Annotated in this window: 17 protein-coding genes; 15 read left to right on the top strand and 2 right to left on the bottom strand. The window is 51.8% G+C overall.

Annotation, left to right across the window (positions count from 1 at the left end):
• Nucleotides 1-158: 158 nt before the first annotated feature.
• The 8 genes from ESZ91_RS10950 to ESZ91_RS10985 all read left to right on the top strand — a co-directional run bounded on the left by ESZ91_RS10950 (nucleotide 159) and on the right by ESZ91_RS10985 (nucleotide 6,525).
• Nucleotides 159-551 carry an immunoglobulin-like domain-containing protein gene (locus tag ESZ91_RS10950; RefSeq protein WP_161971151.1) on the top strand — a complete coding sequence of 131 codons (393 nt, stop codon included), beginning with the start codon at nucleotides 159-161 and terminating at the stop codon, nucleotides 549-551.
• Nucleotides 544-1,656 (top strand): ComEC/Rec2 family competence protein, encoded by a 1,113-nt coding sequence (locus ESZ91_RS10955; RefSeq protein ID WP_129227226.1) that lies wholly within the window; start codon nucleotides 544-546, stop codon nucleotides 1,654-1,656. Before ESZ91_RS10950 ends, ESZ91_RS10955 begins: the two co-directional genes overlap by 8 nt.
• Before the next feature lie 127 nt (nucleotides 1,657-1,783).
• Nucleotides 1,784-3,610, top strand: coding sequence for a translational GTPase TypA (gene typA, locus ESZ91_RS10960; protein ID WP_129227228.1), 1,827 nt, complete (start codon nucleotides 1,784-1,786; stop codon nucleotides 3,608-3,610).
• A 50-nt stretch (nucleotides 3,611-3,660) separates the two neighbouring features.
• Nucleotides 3,661-3,915, top strand: a complete 255-nt coding sequence (locus tag ESZ91_RS10965; RefSeq protein ID WP_129227230.1) for a YabP/YqfC family sporulation protein — start codon at nucleotides 3,661-3,663, stop codon at nucleotides 3,913-3,915.
• Entirely contained in the window at nucleotides 3,915-4,286 is a 372-nt protein-coding gene (gene yabQ, locus ESZ91_RS10970; protein ID WP_129227232.1) for a spore cortex biosynthesis protein YabQ, read from the top strand. Before ESZ91_RS10965 ends, yabQ begins: the two co-directional genes overlap by 1 nt.
• Nucleotides 4,267-4,539, top strand: coding sequence for a hypothetical protein (locus ESZ91_RS10975; RefSeq protein WP_129227234.1), 273 nt, complete (start codon nucleotides 4,267-4,269; stop codon nucleotides 4,537-4,539). The genes yabQ and ESZ91_RS10975 overlap by 20 nt, the downstream gene beginning before the upstream one ends.
• 13 nt (nucleotides 4,540-4,552) lie before the next feature.
• Nucleotides 4,553-5,419 carry a Ppx/GppA phosphatase family protein gene (locus tag ESZ91_RS10980; RefSeq protein ID WP_129227236.1) on the top strand — a complete coding sequence of 289 codons (867 nt, stop codon included), beginning with the start codon at nucleotides 4,553-4,555 and terminating at the stop codon, nucleotides 5,417-5,419.
• Entirely contained in the window at nucleotides 5,416-6,525 is a 1,110-nt protein-coding gene (locus tag ESZ91_RS10985) for a zinc metalloprotease (RefSeq protein WP_129227238.1), read from the top strand. Before ESZ91_RS10980 ends, ESZ91_RS10985 begins: the two co-directional genes overlap by 4 nt.
• 39 nt (nucleotides 6,526-6,564) lie before the next feature.
• On the opposite strand, the gene ESZ91_RS11615 is transcribed toward ESZ91_RS10985, so the two are convergent.
• A complete protein-coding gene (locus ESZ91_RS11615) occupies nucleotides 6,565-6,717 on the bottom strand; it encodes a DUF1272 domain-containing protein (protein ID WP_154071827.1) in 153 nt (50 codons plus the stop codon).
• A 276-nt stretch (nucleotides 6,718-6,993) separates the two neighbouring features.
• Here ESZ91_RS11615 and gyrB point away from each other — a divergent pair, with 276 nt between their 5' ends.
• Together gyrB and gyrA are read left to right on the top strand one after the other, a co-directional pair.
• A complete protein-coding gene (gyrB, locus tag ESZ91_RS10990; protein ID WP_129227241.1) occupies nucleotides 6,994-8,901 on the top strand; it encodes a DNA topoisomerase (ATP-hydrolyzing) subunit B in 1,908 nt (635 codons plus the stop codon).
• Between the two features lie 68 nt (nucleotides 8,902-8,969).
• Nucleotides 8,970-11,465 carry a DNA gyrase subunit A gene (gyrA, locus tag ESZ91_RS10995; RefSeq protein WP_129227432.1) on the top strand — a complete coding sequence of 832 codons (2,496 nt, stop codon included), beginning with the start codon at nucleotides 8,970-8,972 and terminating at the stop codon, nucleotides 11,463-11,465.
• Between the two features lie 43 nt (nucleotides 11,466-11,508).
• Here the strand turns inward: gyrA and ESZ91_RS11000 are convergent, their stop codons facing one another.
• The gene (locus tag ESZ91_RS11000) at nucleotides 11,509-14,298 is read right to left on the bottom strand and encodes an HAD-IC family P-type ATPase (RefSeq protein ID WP_161971152.1); all 2,790 of its coding nucleotides are present in this window, start codon (nucleotides 14,296-14,298) and stop codon (nucleotides 11,509-11,511) included.
• Nucleotides 14,299-14,500: 202 nt separating this feature from the next.
• Here ESZ91_RS11000 and serS point away from each other — a divergent pair, with 202 nt between their 5' ends.
• The 5 genes from serS to ESZ91_RS11025 all read left to right on the top strand — a co-directional run bounded on the left by serS (nucleotide 14,501) and on the right by ESZ91_RS11025 (nucleotide 19,955).
• Nucleotides 14,501-15,787, top strand: a complete 1,287-nt coding sequence (serS, locus tag ESZ91_RS11005) for a serine--tRNA ligase (RefSeq protein ID WP_129227245.1) — start codon at nucleotides 14,501-14,503, stop codon at nucleotides 15,785-15,787.
• A 51-nt stretch (nucleotides 15,788-15,838) separates the two neighbouring features.
• On the top strand, nucleotides 15,839-16,912 hold the full coding sequence (locus ESZ91_RS11010; protein WP_129227247.1) for a sensor histidine kinase: 1,074 nt from the start codon (nucleotides 15,839-15,841) through the stop codon (nucleotides 16,910-16,912).
• Nucleotides 16,905-17,588 carry a response regulator transcription factor gene (locus tag ESZ91_RS11015; protein ID WP_129227249.1) on the top strand — a complete coding sequence of 228 codons (684 nt, stop codon included), beginning with the start codon at nucleotides 16,905-16,907 and terminating at the stop codon, nucleotides 17,586-17,588. Before ESZ91_RS11010 ends, ESZ91_RS11015 begins: the two co-directional genes overlap by 8 nt.
• A 133-nt stretch (nucleotides 17,589-17,721) precedes the next feature.
• Nucleotides 17,722-18,621: a 4-hydroxy-tetrahydrodipicolinate synthase gene (gene dapA, locus ESZ91_RS11020; RefSeq protein ID WP_129227251.1), complete on the top strand. Its 900-nt coding sequence runs from the start codon at nucleotides 17,722-17,724 to the stop codon at nucleotides 18,619-18,621.
• A complete protein-coding gene (locus tag ESZ91_RS11025; RefSeq protein WP_161971153.1) occupies nucleotides 18,618-19,955 on the top strand; it encodes an aspartate kinase in 1,338 nt (445 codons plus the stop codon). The genes dapA and ESZ91_RS11025 overlap by 4 nt, the downstream gene beginning before the upstream one ends.
• Nucleotides 19,956-19,974: the final 19 nt, after the last annotated feature.

The raw sequence follows: 19,974 nt of genomic DNA on the forward strand, positions 1-19,974 counted from the left end.
AGTGTCCGAATATATAAAAAGTGTGACGAAAAAAGAGGGAAGACGTAGAGAAATTTATGGATTTCCTCTCTTTTTTTATGCAAATTTTTTTGCGCGATTGTGTTTACAAGCCAATTATTTTGTGCTACAATATTTGCAATTTCATTTTGGAGGTGCGAATGGCAAAAAAGAGCAAAGCGCAGAAACAAGTGGAAAAAACCGTAAAAAAGACGCATAAAGCGACCGTCGTTTTGGCGGTTCTATTTTTGCTCATCGGTATAGCCGCGGGCGTCGGCGCGTCATGGTTTTTGACGAAAGACGATACGTTCGAACTCAACGGCGAAAAGGTGATCCGTCTGACGGTGGGCGATACGTACGAGGAACAGGGCGCGAAAGCGATCTCCTTCGGGAAAGATATTTCTTCCAAGGTTCAGATCTCGGGCGACAAACCCGATCTTGCCGTCGCAGGCGAGTATCAGATCGTCTATAAAGTCGATGATTTCCGTTATAAAGATTATCAACTTGTGAGAAGAGTGGTCGTAGAGGACGCGGGAGGAGAAACCAATGGCTAAAAAACAAAAAACGTTTTCTCTCACCATAGCGGCGTGCCTGCTCGCGTTCGTGATCGGCGCGGTGGCGGGTTTCGCCATGTGGACGGTCTATAAAAATCCCAAGGGCGGCGACGTGTACGTCAGCGGCGATCTGCAAATTCATTTTATGGAACTCGGAAACAACTACACGGGCGACAGTATCTACATAAAGGCGGGCGAAACGGATATTCTCATCGACGCGGGTTCCCGCGCGAACAGCACCGATGCGACTTCGGAATATATTGACCGATACTGTACGGACGGTACGCTCGAATATGTCGTCGCGACACACGCTGACCAGGATCATATCGCGGGCTTTGCCGGGAGCAGTTCCTCGCCGAGCATGTTCGAACGCTACAAATGCGAAACGATCATCGATTTTGCACTCACGAACAAGACCACGCAGGTCTATCAGAATTACGTGAAAAAGCGCGATGCCGCGGTCGCACAGGGCGCGAAACATTACAACGCCCTGCAATGTTATAAGGGAGAAAACGGCGCGCAGCGCGTGTACGAACTTTCCGACGGCATTAAAATGGAAATTTTATATCAGGAATTCTACGAAAACAAGTCGAGCGATGAAAACAATTATTCCGTGTGCCTTATGTTCAATCAGGGCGACAAGCATTTTCTCTTTACGGGAGATCTCGAAGAGGACGGTGAGATTTCGCTCGTCGAATCCAACGAACTTCCCAAAGTCGAACTGTTCAAGGCGGGACACCACGGCTCGAAAACTTCGTCCAACGACGTTTTGCTGAAAGTCATAGAGCCCGAGATCGTATGCGTCTGCTGCTGTGCGGGCAGTGTGGAGTACACGCAGAATTTTGAAAACACTTTCCCCACGCAGGCGATGATAGACCGCGTTTCGCTGTATACCGACCGTGTGTACGTGACGACCGTGGGCGAGGTCGTATATAACGCGGATAAGGAAAAATACGAAGATAACGGTTTCGGTCCGCTCAACGGGAACATCGTAGTTACCTCGAATAAAAGCGGCGTAAACGTGCAGTGTTCGCACGATAACGCGGTCCTGAAAGACACGAAATGGTTCAAAGATAACCGAACGATGCCGAGCGCGTGGTCGTAAAAGCGTAAAATAAGCAGGAATGACGAAAAATATCGCCTACCTGCTTTTTTTATACGTAAAATTCTTGATAAATCGCCCGAAAAGTATTAAAATAGATATGTTATTCAGTAGTATTAGGAGATTTATTTTGATTCGAAACGATTTAAGAAACGTTGCCATCATCGCACACGTGGACCACGGCAAAACGACGCTCGTTGATCAGATGCTGAAACAGAGCGGCACGTTCAGAGAAAATCAGGTCGTGCAGGAAAGAGTCATGGACTCGAATGATCTGGAAAAAGAAAGAGGCATCACCATTCTCGCAAAAAACACGTCCGTCAACTATCACGGCGTGAAGATCAATATCATCGATACTCCCGGGCACGCCGATTTCGGCGGTGAAGTGGAGCGCGTGCTGAAAATGGTCAACGGCGTTCTCATTCTCGTGGACGCGGCGGAAGGCCCCATGCCGCAGACGCGTTTCGTCATGCAGAAAGCGCTGGAAATGAACCATAAACTGATCATCGTCGTCAATAAGGTGGACAGGCCCGACGCGCGTATCGCGGAAGTCGAGGACGAAATTTTAGAACTTCTGATCGATCTGAATGCTTCGGACGACCAACTGGAAAGCCCCATTCTCTTCTGTTCGGGCCGCGCGGGCACCGCGTCGCGTTACGCCGACAAAGACGGCAAAGATCTCACCCCGCTGTTCGATACCATTTTAAACCACGTGCCGCCCATGGAAGTGAACGAGCGCGCGCCTTTGCAGATCCTCGTGTCTTCCATCGATTACAACGAATACGTGGGGCGCATCGGCGTAGGGCGTATCGAGCGCGGCACCGCCGTCGCCAACCAGGAGATCACGGTCTGCAATTATAACGATTTTACCATGAAAAAGCGCGGTAAACTCGTCAACCTGTACCAGATAGAGGGACTGAGCCGTACGCCCGTACAGTCGGCTGCGGCGGGCGATATCGTCTGTTTTTCGGGACTGGAAGGCATCAACATCGGCGATACCATCTGCGCGAACGACTGTGTGGAGGCGGTCAAATTCGTCAAGATCAGCGAACCGACCGTGGAGATGACGTTTTCCGTAAACGATTCTCCCTTTGCGGGCAAAGAGGGGAAATTCGTCACCAGCCGCCATCTGCGCGAAAGGCTGTACCGCGAACTTTTAAAGGACGTTTCCCTGAAAGTGGAAGATACCGACACCGCGGAGGCGTTCAAGGTGAGCGGCCGCGGCGAAATGCACCTTTCCATTCTCATCGAGACCATGCGCCGCGAGGGGTATGAGTTTCAGGTGAGCACGCCCAAGGTCCTGTTCAAGACCATCGACGGGCATCTCTATGAGCCTGTGGAGCGACTGATTGTGGACGTCCCCGAGGACAGCACCGGTCCCGTGTTCCAGAGCATGGGCGAGCGCAAAGGGGAACTCGTGCACATGGGCGCGGTGGGTTCCCGTATGCGCCTGGAATTTATCATCCCCGCGCGCGGACTGTTCGGCTATAAGAGCGACTTTCTCACTTCGACGAAGGGCGAAGGCGTCATGAACTCCATATTCTACGAATATCAGCCGTATAAGGGCGAGTTAAAGCGCCGCGACACAGGCTCTCTCGTCGCGTTTGAAACGGGCGAGGCGGTTTCTTACGGGCTGTTCAACGCGCAGGACAGAGGCGTTCTGTTCGTCGATCCGGGCACGCAGGTCTATGAAGGGATGGTCGTGGGTGTTTCCCCCAAATCCGACGACATCAACGTAAACGTCTGCAAGAAAAAGCATATGACGAATACCCGCGCTTCGGGCAGCGACGACGCGATGCGGCTCAACTCGCCCAAAAAGATGAGCCTGGAAGAATGCCTCGAATTTTTGAACGACGACGAATTATTGGAAGTGACGCCCCGGACGCTGCGGATCCGCAAGCGGATTTTGGACAGCGAACTTCGCGCCAAAGCCAAGGCGCGCGAGAAAAAGGCATAATTCTTTGTTTTTCGGCATAGAATAACCCGACAAGACTTCGGGGGTATTTTATGGAAGAAAAGACGCAAACAGTTACGATCGAACAGCAGAAAAAGATTACGATGACGAGCGTGGAGAGCGTGGATTCTTTTTCTACGCAGCAGATCACGCTCACCGTCGAAGGCGGACGGGCGGTGATCACGGGCGACGCGCTCAAAATCGTCAATTTTTCCAAAACCAACGGAAATTTCGCTGCGGAAGGGAAAATTTCGGGACTGAAATATCTCGGCAAGCGCGACAAACTCGCCAAAAGGCTGTTCCGCTGATGGAAGATACCGTCAATCAGATCTATATTCTGATCGTATGCCTGTTTTCGGGCATACTCGGCGGCGTTTTGTACGAGCCTTTTTATCTGTTCCGACGGCTGATAAACAAACGCGCCGCGGGAATCATCGCGGATATTCTCTTTTTTCTGTTATTCGCGGGAATTTTCGTTCTGTTGTCCGTCATATACGATTTCCCCGCAACGCGGCCGTATATGCTTATGGGTGCGCTCGGCGGACTCCTGCTGTACCTCGTAAGTTTACACAGAATACTTGCTTTTTTGACAGAAAAGTTGTATAATAGCGCCAAGAAACTAATCTTGCGTATTAAGCGCAATTTTTCGGGAAAAAGGAATGAAAGAAGAAAAGTTTAAAAAAATCGTCGTCGCCGCTACGGTCACCGCCGTGACGCTGCTGTTTATTTTAATCGTATTCTGGGTGTACCAACTGATTTCCGTTTCCGTGCGCAACCGCGAGATCCAAAAGTTGCAAGACGAGATCGCCTATTATCAGGAACTGATCGAAAGCGGAAACTTGAGCATCGACGAAGTGTATACCGCGCGTTGGTGGATCGAAAAGCGCGCGCTTGAACTCGGCATGAAGTATCCCGGATATTCAGCGGAATGAGGATGATTTAAATATGAAATGTTCGGTCATTGATATCGGTTCGAATTCCGTCCGCCTGTTGTTATGGGCGGACGGAAAAACTTTATATAAGAAACTGTGCACCACGCGCCTGGGTGAAGGTCTGTCGAAAAGCGGCGTTCTGACGGGGGAAGCGATCACGCGCACGGCAAACGCCGTGGCGCGCTTTTGCGAAGAGGCGAAGACAGAGGGGGCGGAACGCATATTTGCGTTTGCGACCGCGGCGGTCCGCCGCGCTTTCAACGGCTCCCGGTTCGTCGCCGCTGTGAAAGAGATCTGCGGACTGGACGTGGACGTGCTGTCAGGCGAACGCGAGGCGGAGATCGGCTTTCTGGGCGCGCTCGGCGGCAACGACGGCGGCGTTCTGGATATCGGCGGGGCGAGTACGGAGATCCTCGTCGGGCAAAGCGGGCGCATTCTCTATGCAAAGAGCCTGGATATCGGCGCGGTTCGTTTAAAAGACTTGTGCGGCGAGGATAAAGGAAAACTTTTGACCGTCATCGACGAAAAGATCTCGCCTTTTGCAAGCGTGCCGCAATGTCCGATGTTCGCCATCGGCGGCACCGCGACCACGCTCGTTTCCCTGCATAAAAAAATGAAAGTCTACGAGCCGTCGGCGGTGCACGGCAGCGTTTTGACGCAAGAAGAAGTTCGGGCGCTCGCGGACAAACTTTTGTCGTGCACGCAGGATGAACGGCTCGCGATGGACGGCATGGAAAAGGGGCGGGCGGACGTTATCGGCGGCGGCGCGCTTTTGATGAGCCGCGTCATGGAAAAGATCGGCGCACGGCAAATTACCGTGAGCGTGCGCGACAATCTCGAAGGCTATTTGATCGGCAAAAAGGAGCGGGGCGAACTATGAGAAAACTGCATACCGCGTATAAAGTTTTCGACGCGGCCGCCGCGATCTGTATCGCCGTTCTGATCGTATGGGCGGCTTATGCGAAATTCGGCGGGGAATTCGGATCCGTACTCATCGCCGCGAGCCTCGTGCTCGGAGGGCTCGTATGTAGTTTTCTCTGCGACGTGTTGCACGAGGCAGGGCATCTGCTGTTCGGGAAAATCTGCAATTTTTCCTTCAACAGCGTGCGCGTCGGGTTTGTGAAGATCTACAAAAAAGACGGGTATATCCGCGTCACGGCAAAGGAACTTCCCGAATCCGTCGCGGGCGCGACGGAGATGCTGCCGCGTAATTCCGAAAAGTTGTATCCCCGTTTTTTATGGACGGTCGCGGGCGGGCTGCTCTTTTCTTTTCTTGCGTTTGCCGCGCTGTTTGCCTGTTTCCTTTTTTACCGCAGGCTCCCGTTTGCCGTCTTTGCGCTGACCTGCACAGGGCTGCCTTATGCCTTTCATCTTTTTTTCTATAATCTCCTGCCGCTCGACAACGACAGTCTTTTTACGGACGGCGCCATTTTCTGGGGGCTTTTGCACAGGGACGCTTCTTACCGCACGGCAGTCAATATCCTCGCCGTCGAGGGCTATCTGAACGAGGGGCTCGCGCCCGCGGAGATCGATGCCGAACTATATTTCGGTCTGCCGCAGTTGCCTGAGGACGATATCAACTTTATCATCCTTACGTCCTATCGGCTGATGTACTATCTCGACGCGGACGACAAGGCCAAGGCGGTCGCCGCCTGCGAACGGTTGGAAAGCCTGATGGAATACGTTCCCGAGTATTACGAGAAAGATATCGCGTCGGACATACTCTTTTGCGAATGTTCTCTGAAAAGGGACGCGGCGCTCGCGGAAAGTATGTATCCCGCGCTCGCAACGCATCTGTTGCGGGAAGACACGCTCGCGTCGCACCGCATTCTGGCCGCCTATGAACTGTACGTGAACGGCGACAAGACTGCCGCGCTCTCGCACGTGAACGAGGCGCAGAAGAAGGCGGAAACGCATCAGATCCCGGGACTCGTAAAATACGAAAAAAAGTTGCTCGCCCGTATCCGCGGCGATATAGTAAGATAAAAAAAGAGAGGAGTCGTTTAAAACGCCTCTTCTCTTTTTTTAACAGAGTTTGGACATTGTTCCGCTGCAATCGGGACACATATCGCTTTGCGCATTCATGCATTCCTTGCAGACGTACGCGCCGCATTCGTAGCATACGTACATGTCGTTGGGTTCGACCTGTTTTTGGCATTTTCCGCATAATAATTTCATAAAAGAAACCTCCCGTTCCCGTTTGAAACAAGTATTGGCAAATTTTTCTTTTTTATTCCCCGAAAAAAGTTTTTTGCGGATTGTCAAAATGTAGTGGTTTATGTCAAGCGTTTGCCTTTCGCGGCTTGTGCGGCTGATTTCGCGCCTTAAAACGCATCGCTGAAAATTTATTTATACAAAACGAACGCAAAACGCTTTATTTTAAACGCAAAATATGGTATAATAATACCAATAAAATCCGCAAGTGAAAGCACTTGTTTTCAGGAGAAACAACATATGTCAGAAAAAGTGCAAGGCGAATACGGCGAGGAGCAGATACAGGTTCTGGAAGGTCTGGACCCGGTACGCAAACGCCCCGGAATGTATATCGGTTCTACCGATGAACGGGGACTTCATCACCTCGTGCAGGAAATCGTCGATAACTCCATAGACGAAGCGTTGGCGGGCTACTGCGATACCATCCGCTGCGTGATCAATAAGGACGGCTCCTGCTCCGTGCAGGATAACGGCCGCGGTATCCCTACGGGTATTCACCCCAAAGAGGGTGTATCTTCCGTCGAACTCGTATTGACCAAACTCCACGCGGGCGGCAAATTCGGCGGCGGGGGCTATAAGATCTCGGGTGGTTTGCACGGCGTCGGTCTGTCAGTCGTCAACGCGCTCTCCGAATGGCTGGAAGTGGAAGTCTATCAGAACGGAAATATTTATAAGCAAATTTTTAATCGCGGCATACCGCAGAAAGCGCTTTCGATCGTCGGTCAAACGGACATTACGGGGACAAAGGTCACGTTCTATCCCGACGAGGAAATTTTCGAAACGCTCATTTTCAATTACGAAAATCTGAAAGTGCGTCTGCGCGAGTTGGCGTATTTGAATAAAGGACTGACTATTTCCATCCGCGACGAGCGGGAAGAAAAACCCAAGTTCGACGAGTTCTGCTACGAGGGCGGCATTCTGCACTTCGTGGAAGACATGAACAAAAATAAAGAGGTTCTCTTCGGCGAGCCCGTCTATTTCGAAGAGGAACAGGGCGACAGCGCGATCGAAGTCGCCATTCAGTACAATGACGGTTACAGCGAACTCATCATGAGTTACGCCAACAATATCCATACCGAAGAGGGCGGCACGCATCTGGAAGGCTTCAAAGCCGCGCTCACCAAAGTCATCAACGACGCGGGACGCCGTCTGAACATCCTGAAAGAAAACGACAAACTTTCGGGCGACGACGTGCGCGAAGGCATTACCGCCGTCGTTTCCGTCAAACTCACCGAACCGCAGTTCGAGGGGCAGACCAAAACAAAACTCGGCAACAGCGCGATGCGCGCGTTCGTCATGAAGGCGACGACCGAGCATTTGGGCACCTATCTCGAAGAAAATCCCTCGGTGGCAAAAGAACTTATTCTCCGCTGTATCACCGCGCAGAAAGCGCGCGACGCCGCGAGAAACGCGCGCGAACTGACGAGGCGTAAGGGTATCCTGGAAAGCACGACGCTGCCCGGCAAACTTGCCGATTGCAGCGAAAAGCGGGCGGAACTGTGCGAGATCTATATCGTCGAGGGCGACAGCGCAGGCGGCACCGCAAAACAGGGCCGCGATCGCCGTTTTCAGGCGATTTTGCCCCTTCGCGGCAAAATATTGAACGTGGAAAAGGCGCGTATCAACCGCGTTCTGGAAAATCTGGAGATCAAGAGCATGATCACCGCGTTCGGCTGCGGCATTTCCGAAGATTTCGACGAGAGCAAACTGCGCTACGACCGCATCATCTGCATGACCGATGCCGACGTAGACGGCAGCCATATCAGGATTTTGCTTTTGACTTTCTTTTTCCGCTATATGCGTCCCCTGGTCCAGAACGGGCACGTTTATATCGCACAGCCGCCGCTGTACAAGGCGACGCGCGGGAAAGAGGAAAAATATATGTATTCGGACCAGGAATTGGACGAGTACAGAAATTCCAATCCAGGAAAATTCGACTTGCAGCGTTACAAGGGCCTCGGCGAAATGAACAAGGAACAACTTTGGGAAACGACGATGAATCCCTCCACGCGCACGCTGCTTCGCGTCACCATGAAAGACGCGGTGGAAGCGGATGAAATGTTTTCGCTCCTGATGGGCGAAAAGCCCGAACTTCGCAGACAGTTCATCGAAGAGAACGCGAAACTCGTTGCCGAACTGGATATCTGAGGTAAAAGAATATGGCTAAAAAAGAAACCAGTCCCGAACTTACCGAAGAGTTTAAAAAAACTCTTGAAATGACCAATATGATCAACGTCGAAGTGGACGACGAGTTAAAAAAATCCTTCATCGCCTATGCGATGGCGGTCAACGTCAGCCGCGCCATTCCGGACGTGCGCGACGGGTTGAAACCCGTCCATCGACGTATTTTGTATTCCATGCACGAAATGGGGCTGTACAACGACAAGGCGTACCGCAAATGCGCCCGTATCGTCGGCGACGTTCTCGGTAAATATCACCCGCATGGCGACTCAGCCGTGTACGACGCGCTCGTGCGGCTTGCACAGGATTTCACCATCAATTTTCCCTTGGTAGACGGGCACGGAAACTTCGGTTCCGTCGACGGCGATCCTCCCGCGGCAATGCGTTATACCGAGGCGAGAATGTCCAAACTCGCGGCGGAAATGCTGCGCGATCTGGATAAGGAAACGGTGGATTATTATCCCACGTTCGACGATACTTCCATGCAGCCGTGCGTATTGCCCGCGCGCTTTCCCAACCTGTTGGTCAACGGCAGCGACGGCATCGCAGTCGGCATGGCGACGAACATTCCGCCGCACAATCTTGCGGAAGTCATCGGGGCGGTCATCGCGCAGATAGACAATCCCGAGATCACCATCGACGAACTGATGGAATACGTACCCGCTCCCGATTTTCCTACGGGTGCCATTCTGATGGGGCGCGCGGGCGTAAAGCGTGCATACCGCACGGGCCGCGGCAGTTTCGTTCTCAGGGCGAAGTGCGAAATCGAAGATTACAATTCGGGCAACACCGTCCGTTCGAGGATCATCGTCACCGAGATCCCGTATCAGGTAAATAAGGCGCGTCTGATCGAAAATATCGCCGACCTTGTCAAAGAAAAACGGATCGAGGGTATTTCCGATATCCGCGAGGAATCCGACCGTGACGGTATGCGCATCGTCATCGAGATCAAAAAGGACGCGAACCCGCAAGTTGTTTTAAATCTTTTGTACAAACATACCGCGTTGCAGACTTCCAACGGCATTATTTTCCTCGCTTTGCGCGACGGCGAGCCGAAAGTCCTCAATCTAAAAGAGATCATCGACTGCTATATCCGTCATCAGATCGATGTTATCGTGCGCCGTACCAAATTCGATCTGAACAAAGCGGAAGAGCGCGCCCATATCGTCAGCGGACTCGTGCTCGCTCTGGCGAACATCGACGAAGTGATCGCCATTATCAAGGGATCGAAAGATAAATTCGTCGCGATCGACAAGTTGATGGCTACGTTCGAACTTTCCGAAAAGCAAGCCAACGCCATCATGGAAATGCGCCTGCAAAGACTCACTTCGCTGGAAGTCGATAAACTGGAAGAGGAACTGACGCAGTTGCAGGCGACCATCGCCGATTTACGGGATATCCTCGCCAACGAAACGCGCGTTCTGGAGATCATCAAGACCGACCTTCGCACGATCATGGAAAAGTATCCTTCCGAGCGCCGCACCGAACTTTCCTACGACTACGGCGAAATCGATATCGAAGATCTGATCGAGCGCGAGGACGTCGTCATCACCATGACGCATTCGGGCTACATCAAGCGTCAGCCTGTTGCCGAATACAAGGCGCAAAGGCGAGGCGGCATGGGCATTACGGCGCATAAGCCCAAGGACGAGGACTTTGTCGAACGACTGTTCATTTCTTCCACGCACGACGAAATTCTTTTCTTCTCCAGTTTCGGAAAAGTGTATTCCATCAAGGCGTATGAAATTCCCGAAGCGCAGCGCCAGGCGCGCGGCAGAGCGATCGTCAACCTTCTGCAGATCGAGCAGGACGAAAAAATCACCGCCGTCATTCCGCTGACGGAAGGGACCGAAGGCTATATCGCCATGGCGACGCACAAGGGACTTATCAAAAAGACGGCGCTCGAAGAATTTGCGAATATCCGCAAAGTGGGCAAGATCGCCATTAAGATCACCGAGGGCGACGAACTCATTTCCGTGCAGTTCACCACGGGCGAAGACGAATTGATCATCGCTTCCAAAGAGGGCAAGTGTATCCGGTTCAGCGAAAAGGATGTGCGCCCGATGGGACGCGACACGCAGGGCGTCAAGGCGATGAGCCTCAACGACGACGATTATCTCGTGGATATGCTGATCGTGAAACCCGACTGCGAGATCCTGACGCTCACTTCCAACGGCTACGGCAAGCGCTCCGACGTGGAGGATTACAGATTGCAGGGCCGCGCGGGCAAGGGGATCAAGGCGGGCGTGTTCAACGAAAAGACGGGCTATCTCGTCAATCTGAAGATCGTCAGCGAGCAGGAAGATATCATGATCATCACCGGCAACGGGACGATCATACGCATGCACGTGGCGGACATCACCAAGATCGGCCGCAATACGCAGGGCGTGCGCGTCATGCGCGTCAAAGACAGCGAAGTCGCAACCGTGGCGATCGCGCCGCGAGAGGACGACGAAGAGCAGTCTGATGCGGAAATTCCCGAAACGGAAACGCCGCAGGAAACCGCGGAAGAAACCAACGATAACGAATAACAAAAAAGGCATCGGATTTATCCGATGCCTTTTTAAGTGTTTTTTAATACAGTTTGTTGAGATTGAATCTGTCGTCGTACGATTTTTTACCCGACGTGAGTTTATTGGTAAAGGCGATCAGTATGCCCGACAGCGGTACGCAGATCATGACCACGCACATTACGAACATGATGCGTATCCAGTCAAGGTGGGCGTAGTCTTCGCCGAAGAACATAGAAGGCAGGAACACTAGCCCTAATATGCAGACGGTCGCCATCAGCAAGAGCAGCATCGCGCGGCTGAAATTGATGGGCTGACACAGTCTGTACAACATCACAAGTCCCGAAAAAGTGATCATAAGCACGGCAATTTCCTGATAACAGTCGGTAAAGTACGCGGGCTGCAACAGCCTCATCAGATTGACGGAGAGCACTGCCGAAACGAGCACGAGCGCCCCGGGAACGGATTTGCCGATGACATAAGATAAAAATTTGCCTTTCACTCGGTCTGTATTCGGCTGCAGGGATAAGAAGAAAGAGGGGATCCCGATGACGAACACTTCCAGAAGCAGCATATTGTTGGTCTTGAAAGGATAGGAGGAAGTCAGACAAATGGATATGATGGCGAACACCAGCGTAAACAGTGTCTTCATCAGGTACAGCGAGGAAGAATTCTGAATGTTGTTGATGACGCGCCGCCCTTCGTACACGACTTTGGGCATCGATGCGAAGTTGTTGTCCATGAGCACCAGATGGCTCACGTTCTTTGCCGCCTCGCTGCCCGAGGCGACGCTCACCGCGCAGTCGGCTTCCTTGAGGGCGAGAATGTCGTTCACGCCGTCGCCCGTCATCGCAACGGTATTTCCCGCCGCCTTGATGGATTTGACCAGAATGGCTTTCTGTTCGGGCGTCACGCGGCCGAACACGGTATATTTGTTGGCGATGGAAACGACTTCTTTTTCGTTGAGGCCTTCCAGCGAAATGTATTTATCCGCGTTCAATACGCCCACGCGGCGCGCCACTTCCGAAACGGTAACGGGATTGTCGCCCGAAATGACCTTTACCGCGACGTCGTTTTCCTTGAACCAACGGATCGTCTGCGCCGCGTCTTCGCGGATATTGTCGGAAATGGAGATGATCGCCAGCGGTTTGAATCCCGCGGGGAGTTTATCGCCGTTGATCTGTCCCGAAGAGAGGGCGACGACGAGCACGCGCAGTCCCATCGCGGCGTATTGGTTGATGATCTTGTTCAGTTTTTCGGGCACGGAAGAAAGCACGAATTCGGGCGCGCCCATCGCCACGGTCCCCACTCCGTCGAACGTGACGGCCGAAAGTTTTCGTTTGGAAGAGAAGGGCATTTTTTTGACGGCTTTCAGTTCGGTGCTGTGCCCGAAATAATTGTAGAGCGCGATCGAGGTCTGGTTGTTGTCTTCCAAAGAATGCAGACAGGAGCCCACGATCTCGTTGATGGTGTAGTCGGTCGGGTTATTGAGCAGCATACAGTCGTTGACTTTCATGCGCCCGTCCGTAATCGTACCGGTCTTATCGAGGCACAGCACGTTTACGCGCGCGAGCATTTCCAAAGAATACAGATCCTGTACGAGCGTGTTGTGCGAGGCGAGCCGTAAAATACCCACCGTCAGCGCGAGGCTGGTCAAAAGCAGCATTCCCGAAGGGATCATGCCGATAATGACCGATACGGTTCTCTGAATGGTTTCGGCAAGGCGGTCTACGCCTGCGGCATCCGCAAGATTCTGCCAGTTGACGAGGAACATACCGATCGCGATGGGGATAATCAGAACGCCGATGACGGAAATAATGAGTTTTGTCGAGCGCATCAGTTCCGAATTAGGCTTCTTGTACTTTTTCGCTTTTGCCGATAGGGTGTTGAGGTAAGTATTTTTTCCCACCTTGTCGGCGCGCACTTTGCAGGTACCGCTGGAAATGAAACTGCCCGCGTAGAGAATGTCGCCCGTTTCCTTTTTGACGGGAACGGATTCCCCCGTCAGAAGAGATTCGTTGACTTCCACGAAGCCTTCCGCCAAAAAGCAGTCGGCGGGCACCTGGTTTCCCAAAGACAGCACGATCACGTCGTCCAGAACGATATCCTTTGCGGGGATCTCGACGGCGGCGCCGTCGCGTATCACCTTTGCGGTGGGGGCGGACAGCAGCGAAAGTTTATCGATCTTGCGCTTTGCCTTGATCTCCTGCCATATGCCGATCGCGATATTCAGCGAAAAGATGATGACGAAGAAAAACTGCGAGATGCCCGCGCCCGAATAAGCAAGCGCGATGGTGGCGAGCACGCACAACAGGTTGAAGAAGGTGCAAAGGTTCCCGACAAAAATACTCGCGTAGGACTTTGAGTATTTCTGATTGGTATCATTGAACAGGAACTGCGAAAATCTCGTATTGACCTGTGCGCTCGTCAGCCCTTCTCCGATATCGGGGGTAAAACGCTGCACTTTATTATAGGAAGGGACTTCTGCTTTTTTCTTTTTGAATTTGGATTTGATGAGGGAGATATCGATCTCTTCCTCTTCTTCGGGCGCGGCGGTGGAGGCGCATTCCAGTTTCTGCGTCACGAAATCCTGCACGTTCACGATTTCGGGCGCTTTCTGTTCCTCCTGCAAGGGTCCCGCGTCCTGCGCGGGCTTGCCCGCCGTTTTCCGAGGTCTTGCGGCGGCGGGTTTTGCCGCAGCCGAACCGCTCTTTCCGGACGAGGTCGGCTTTGCCGCGCCTGCGCGCGTTCCCGCGGATTTTTGTTTCGCACGGGGCGCCGCGTCGATTTTTTCTTCCGCGTCGGCTTTTGCTTTATCGGAAGGAGTTTGCGAAGTATTGTTACTGCGAGTCATAATTTCTCCATTAAGCATATCTGAACGAAACTGTTCGAAATCATTATATCATAATCGCGTATGTTTTTCAAACATTTCACGCTCTTTTTCTTTGGCGGAGAAAAAGTAGTTTTGTCAAAAATTTCATGCGCATGCGTGATTGACTTGCAAAAATTTGCGGAATGGTTTAAAATAGAAAAGAATTTATTGCGGAGGCGAAAACATGATCGACATCAATTTGCTGCGGAACGATCCCGACCTGGTGAGAGAAAATATCAAAAAGAAGTTTCAGGATAAAAAACTGCCGCTCGTCGACGAAATATTGGCGCTCGACGAAAAACGGCGCGATCTGCAGAAAGAGGGCGATTCCAGAAGAGCGATGCGCAACGCTCTTTCCTCGAAGATCGGCTCGCTGATGAAAGAGAAAAAGACGGAAGAGGCGCAAAAAGTCAAGGCGGAAGTCGTGGAAAACAACGCCCGCATCGCTGAGATCGAAAAAGAGAGCGAAATCGTCGCCGCCGGTCTGAAAGAAAAGATGATGGCGATCCCCAATATCATTGCGGACGACGTGCCTATCGGCCGCGACGACAGCGAAAACGTCGAGCGCAAGCGTTTTCTGGAACCCAAGGACAAGCCCTTCGAAGTGCCGTATCATCTGGATATTTTAGAAAAATTGTGCGGCATCGATCTGGACAGCGCAAGGCGCACGAGCGGGCAGGGCTTTTATTATCTTTTGGGCGACGTGGCCAGACTGCATTCCGCCGTGCTCACCTACGCGCGCGACTTTATGATCGATAAGGGCTTTACCTACTGCATTCCGCCGTTCATGATCCGCAGCGACGTTGTTTCGGGCGTCATGAGTTTCGAAGAAATGGACGGCATGATGTACAAGATCGAGGGTGAGGATCTCTACCTGATCGGCACGAGCGAACATTCCATGATCGGCCGCTTTATGAATACGGTCGTGAACGAGAGCGATCTGCCGCTCACGCTTACGAGTTATTCGCCCTGTTTCCGCAAAGAAAAGGGCGCGCACGGCATCGAGGAGAGAGGTATTTACCGCATACACCAATTCGAGAAGCAGGAAATGATCGTCATCTGCAAGCCCGAAGAGAGCGCCGCGTGGTTTGAAAAACTGTATAATTACACGGTGGAACTGTTCGTTTCCATGCAGATACCCGTGCGTACGCTGGAATGTTGTTCGGGCGATCTTGCCGATCTGAAATATAAGAGTATCGACGTAGAGGCTTGGAGCCCGCGCCAAAAGAAATATTTCGAAGTTGGCAGTTGCTCCAATCTGACGGACGCGCAGGCGAGAAGGCTCGGCATCCGATACAAGACGGAAAAGGGCAACGCGTTCGCGCACACGCTCAACAATACCGTGGTGGCGCCGCCCCGTATGCTGATTGCCCTGCTCGAAAATCATCTCAACGAGGACGGCAGCGTGAATATTCCCGAAGTTCTTCAAAAATATATGGGCGGTAAAAGCAAAATAGAACCTAAAAAGTAATACCGACAAGCCGCTGTTTCGAATACAGCGGCTTTTTTGAGGAGGTATTCTATGATGAAAAAATCAGATATCTTAAAAAATATCGGGCTGACGCTCCTTGTCTTTGCCGTATGCACGGGACTCTGTTTTCTGTTGGATTTTTTCAAGATCAACGACTTGAATTTTTTGATCCTCTACGTACTGGGGATTCTTCTCGTTGCCGTCTTTACCAAGGGCTACGCCTATTCTGCGTCACTTTCGGTCGCCAGCGTGCTCGGCTATAATTTCTTTTTTACCGTCCCGCGGTTTACGCTGAAAATCGACGACCTTATGTACCTTGTCACGTTCTTTCTGATGCTCGCGGTAGGGCTTGGCATCAGCGCGGTAACTTTTCAGTTGAAAAAAAAGATGGCGCAGATCAACGCTCTCAACCTGGAAAAGATACGCCTGAAAAACAACGCGGACAAAGAATTGCTCAAAGCGACGCTTCTTCGCAGCATATCGCACGATCTGCGTACGCCGCTCACCGCCATCAAAAACGGCGCGGAGATTTTAAGAGACAATCCCTCGTTGGATGAAAAAGACCGTGGAGAAATTCTGGACGATATCCGCTCCAAATCCGACTGGACCATCCGCCTCGTGGAAAATCTTCTCTCGCTCACGAGGATCGACGGTGAAAATCTGACAGTGAAAAAGTCCTTCGAAGTTCTGGAAGAGATCTTGCCGCAGGCAGTACGCAATGTGAGCGGCGTTTTGGGAAACCGAAAGATTCATTACGATACGCCCGCGGATATGATGCTCATACCCATGGACGGCACGCTCATCATTCAGGTGCTCGGCAATATTTTGAACAACGCAGCAAAACACACGGACGACGACGGCAATATCTGGATCAAAGTGTGGAATACGGGCAAAAACGCGGTTTTCCGTATCAGCAACGACGGTCCGTGCATACGGGAAGAGGATCTTCCGCACCTGTTCGAAATGTACTATACGGCGGCGGATTCCAAAAGCGAAGGCGTGGGGCTGGGGCTGGCCATCTGCAAACTGATCATTACGGCGCACGGGGGCAATATTTCCGCCCGCAACGCAGACGGAAAAGCGGTATTCGAATTTAATCTTCCCATGGAGGAGTACAATGGCTGATATTTTAGTGATCGAGGATGACAAGGCGATCCAGAACCTTTTGAAGATCGCCTTAAAGCAGGAAAATCATACGGTCGCTGCCGTCCGGACGGCGCGCGAGGGGATAGACTACGTCGTCAAAAATATCGTCGATCTTATCGTGCTCGATTTGGGGCTCCCCGATATGGACGGCATCAACGTAGTGGAGACGGTGCGCGGCTTTTCGGAAAATCTGCCCATTATCGTGGTGAGCGCGCGCGACGACGAAAATGAAAAAATAAAATGTCTTGACGCGGGCATCAACGACTACGTGCAGAAACCTTTTTCGACCGCGGAACTGATGGCGCGCATTCGCGCCGCCCTGCGCCACAGCGCGGCGGGCACGGAAACGCAGGCGAGTACCTTTACCAACGGAAGGCTGACGATCGACTATGCCGCGCACAGCGTATTTCTGGACGATGCGGAAGTACATCTGACCAACTATGAATATAAGATCTTGTGCCTTCTCGCGCAAAACGTCGGAAAGACGCTGACGCATAACTTTATTATATCCAAAGTCTGGGGTGCGGGCGGAAACGACGCGAGCGGACTGCGCGTCTTCATGGCGGGAATACGCCGAAAGATCGAAAAAGATCCGTTTTTACAGGAACTGATCCGTACCGACGTGGGCGTCGGTTACAGAATGAACAAAATTTAATACCGAGCGTTTGAAGAACCTCGCCATTACGGCGAGGTTCTTTCTTTATACAATCTTAACGCCGCACAAGTATTTCTTTATGAGAAACGAATCCGATTTATTTTATAATGTAAAAAAATCAAAAGGAGTTTACATGCAAAATTTGATATTTAAGGGCGTTGCGACCGCCCTCGTAACGCCCTTTTTGCCGACAGGCGAAATAAATTTTACTGCGTTGGAAAATCTCATCGAATCTCAGATCGAAGGCGGGTGCGACGCTCTCCTGGTCGGCGGCACGACGGGCGAAAGCGCCGCGTTGTCCGATGAAGAAAAGAGCGCGATCGCGTCGTTTGCGGCAAAGATCATCCGTAAACGCGTGCCTTTGATCGCGGGCGCGGGTTCGAATTATACCGCCAAAGCCGCGAAAAACTGCGCAGAGATGGAAAAAGCGGGCGCGGACGCGCTCCTGCTCGTTACGCCGTACTACAATAAATGCACGAAAAAGGGGCTGATCGCCCATTATAAAGAATGCGCAAAAGCGAGCGCGCTTCCGTTTATTTTATACAACGTCCCCCAGCGTACAGGCGTAAATATTCTTCCTGAAACTTATGAAGATCTGTTGAAGATACCCAACGTGAAAGCAGTGAAAGAAGCGTCGGGCGACGTTCGGCAGGCGTCGCGAATTCGCAATCTGTATAAAGACGATCTCGCGCTGTATTGCGGCTGCGACGAACTGATGCCGTCCATGTTGGCGATCGGCGCGTCGGGCGCGATTTCCGTTTTATCCAATATCTGCCCGAGAGGGGTACATGATATCTGCGCCCGCTATTTTTCGGGCGATTCGGAAAAGAGCCTGGAATTGCACAACGCCTACTCGAAACTTACCGAGGCGCTCTTTCGTGAAGTCAATCCCGTTCCCGTAAAGGCCGCCTTAAATATATTAAAGAAAGACGCGGGAGGACTGCGGCTGCCCCTCACGGAAGCGGATAAAGAAACAAAGAACATTCTGAAAAAGGAGATCGCGCTGTTGCAATGCGCGGGATTGTGTCAATGAACGATATGGAAGAAACGCAGGCGTGCATCGTCTGTAAATTCGGCGGAACGTCGATGGCGGACAGTGAAAGTACGGAGCGTGTCGCAGAGATCGTGAAAAGTAATCCGCTGCGGAGGATCATCGTCGTTTCCGCACCGGGGAAAACCGAAAACAGCGAAAAAGTAACGGATCTTTTAATTGAATGCCATCGGGAAATCGAGGCGTGCGGAAAGTGCGATCAGACTTTTCCTCTGGTAGCCGCCCGCTTTTTACAAATTGCAACCGATACAAAAGACGCAGAGCGCGAACTGGCAAAAATAAAGTCGCAGATGGAAAACAGCGGGCAATATGATTTCTGCGTTTCCCGCGGAGAATATTTAAGCGCCTATTTTTTTGCGAAACGTCTGGGATTTGCCTTTATCGACGCCGCGGAGTTGATACGGTTTCACCGCTACGACGGATACGATTCGAAGGAAAGCGAGAAACTGTGCCGCGCGAAACTGAAAAACGGGTATGCCGTCGTTCCCGGATTTTACGGCGCGGACGAAACGGGCGCGATCGTCACGTTTTCCCGCGGCGGATCGGATATTACGGGAAGTATCGTTGCGGGCGCGATCAAAGCCGATCTATATGAAAATTGGACGGATGTGGACGGAATTCTGAATGCTGATCCGCGCATCGTGGAGAACGCCCGCATTATTCCCAAAATGACATACGGGGAACTCCGCGAACTTTCCTATCTGGGCGCCTCGGTTTTACATACGGACGCGCTCGTGCCTTTGATAAAAAACAGGACTCCGTTGCAAGTGCGCAATACGTTCTGTATGAGCAAGCGCGGAACCGTCATTTATCCGTGTCTGAAAGAACCCGAAAAAAAGCCGGTTACGGGCATCGTCGGCAAGAAAGATATTCTCGTGCTGTTCATCCATAAAATCGGTATGAACCAACAAAAAAGCATCGTGCGGAAAGTCTTATCCGTACTCGAATATTACGGGGTTTCGTTCGAGCATATGCCGTCAAGCATCGACGCGGTCAATTTCCTGATTCCGAAATCTTCTATCAACGACGCGATACGCTCCGCCGTATTGTCTGAGATCAAAAAGTCTATACGCCCCGACGAGATCAAATTTATCGATCGGCTTTCCATCGTATCCGTCGTGGGCAGGAATATGTATCAATGCGTGGGCGTAGCCGAAAAAATGTTCGCCGCGCTTGCGCGCGAAAAAATCAATATCCGCATGATCATACAGGGTTGCCGCGAACTCAACATTATTGCAGGAGTCGACGAAGACCGCTATGAAGACGCAATACGCGCGCTGCATCGCGCTTTTTTGGAGGAAGAAACTCCTTCTTAATACAATTTTAATGCGGTCG

Source organism: Candidatus Borkfalkia ceftriaxoniphila, assembly GCF_004134775.1.
Taxonomy (GTDB): Bacteria; Bacillota; Clostridia; order Christensenellales; family Borkfalkiaceae; genus Borkfalkia; species Borkfalkia ceftriaxoniphila.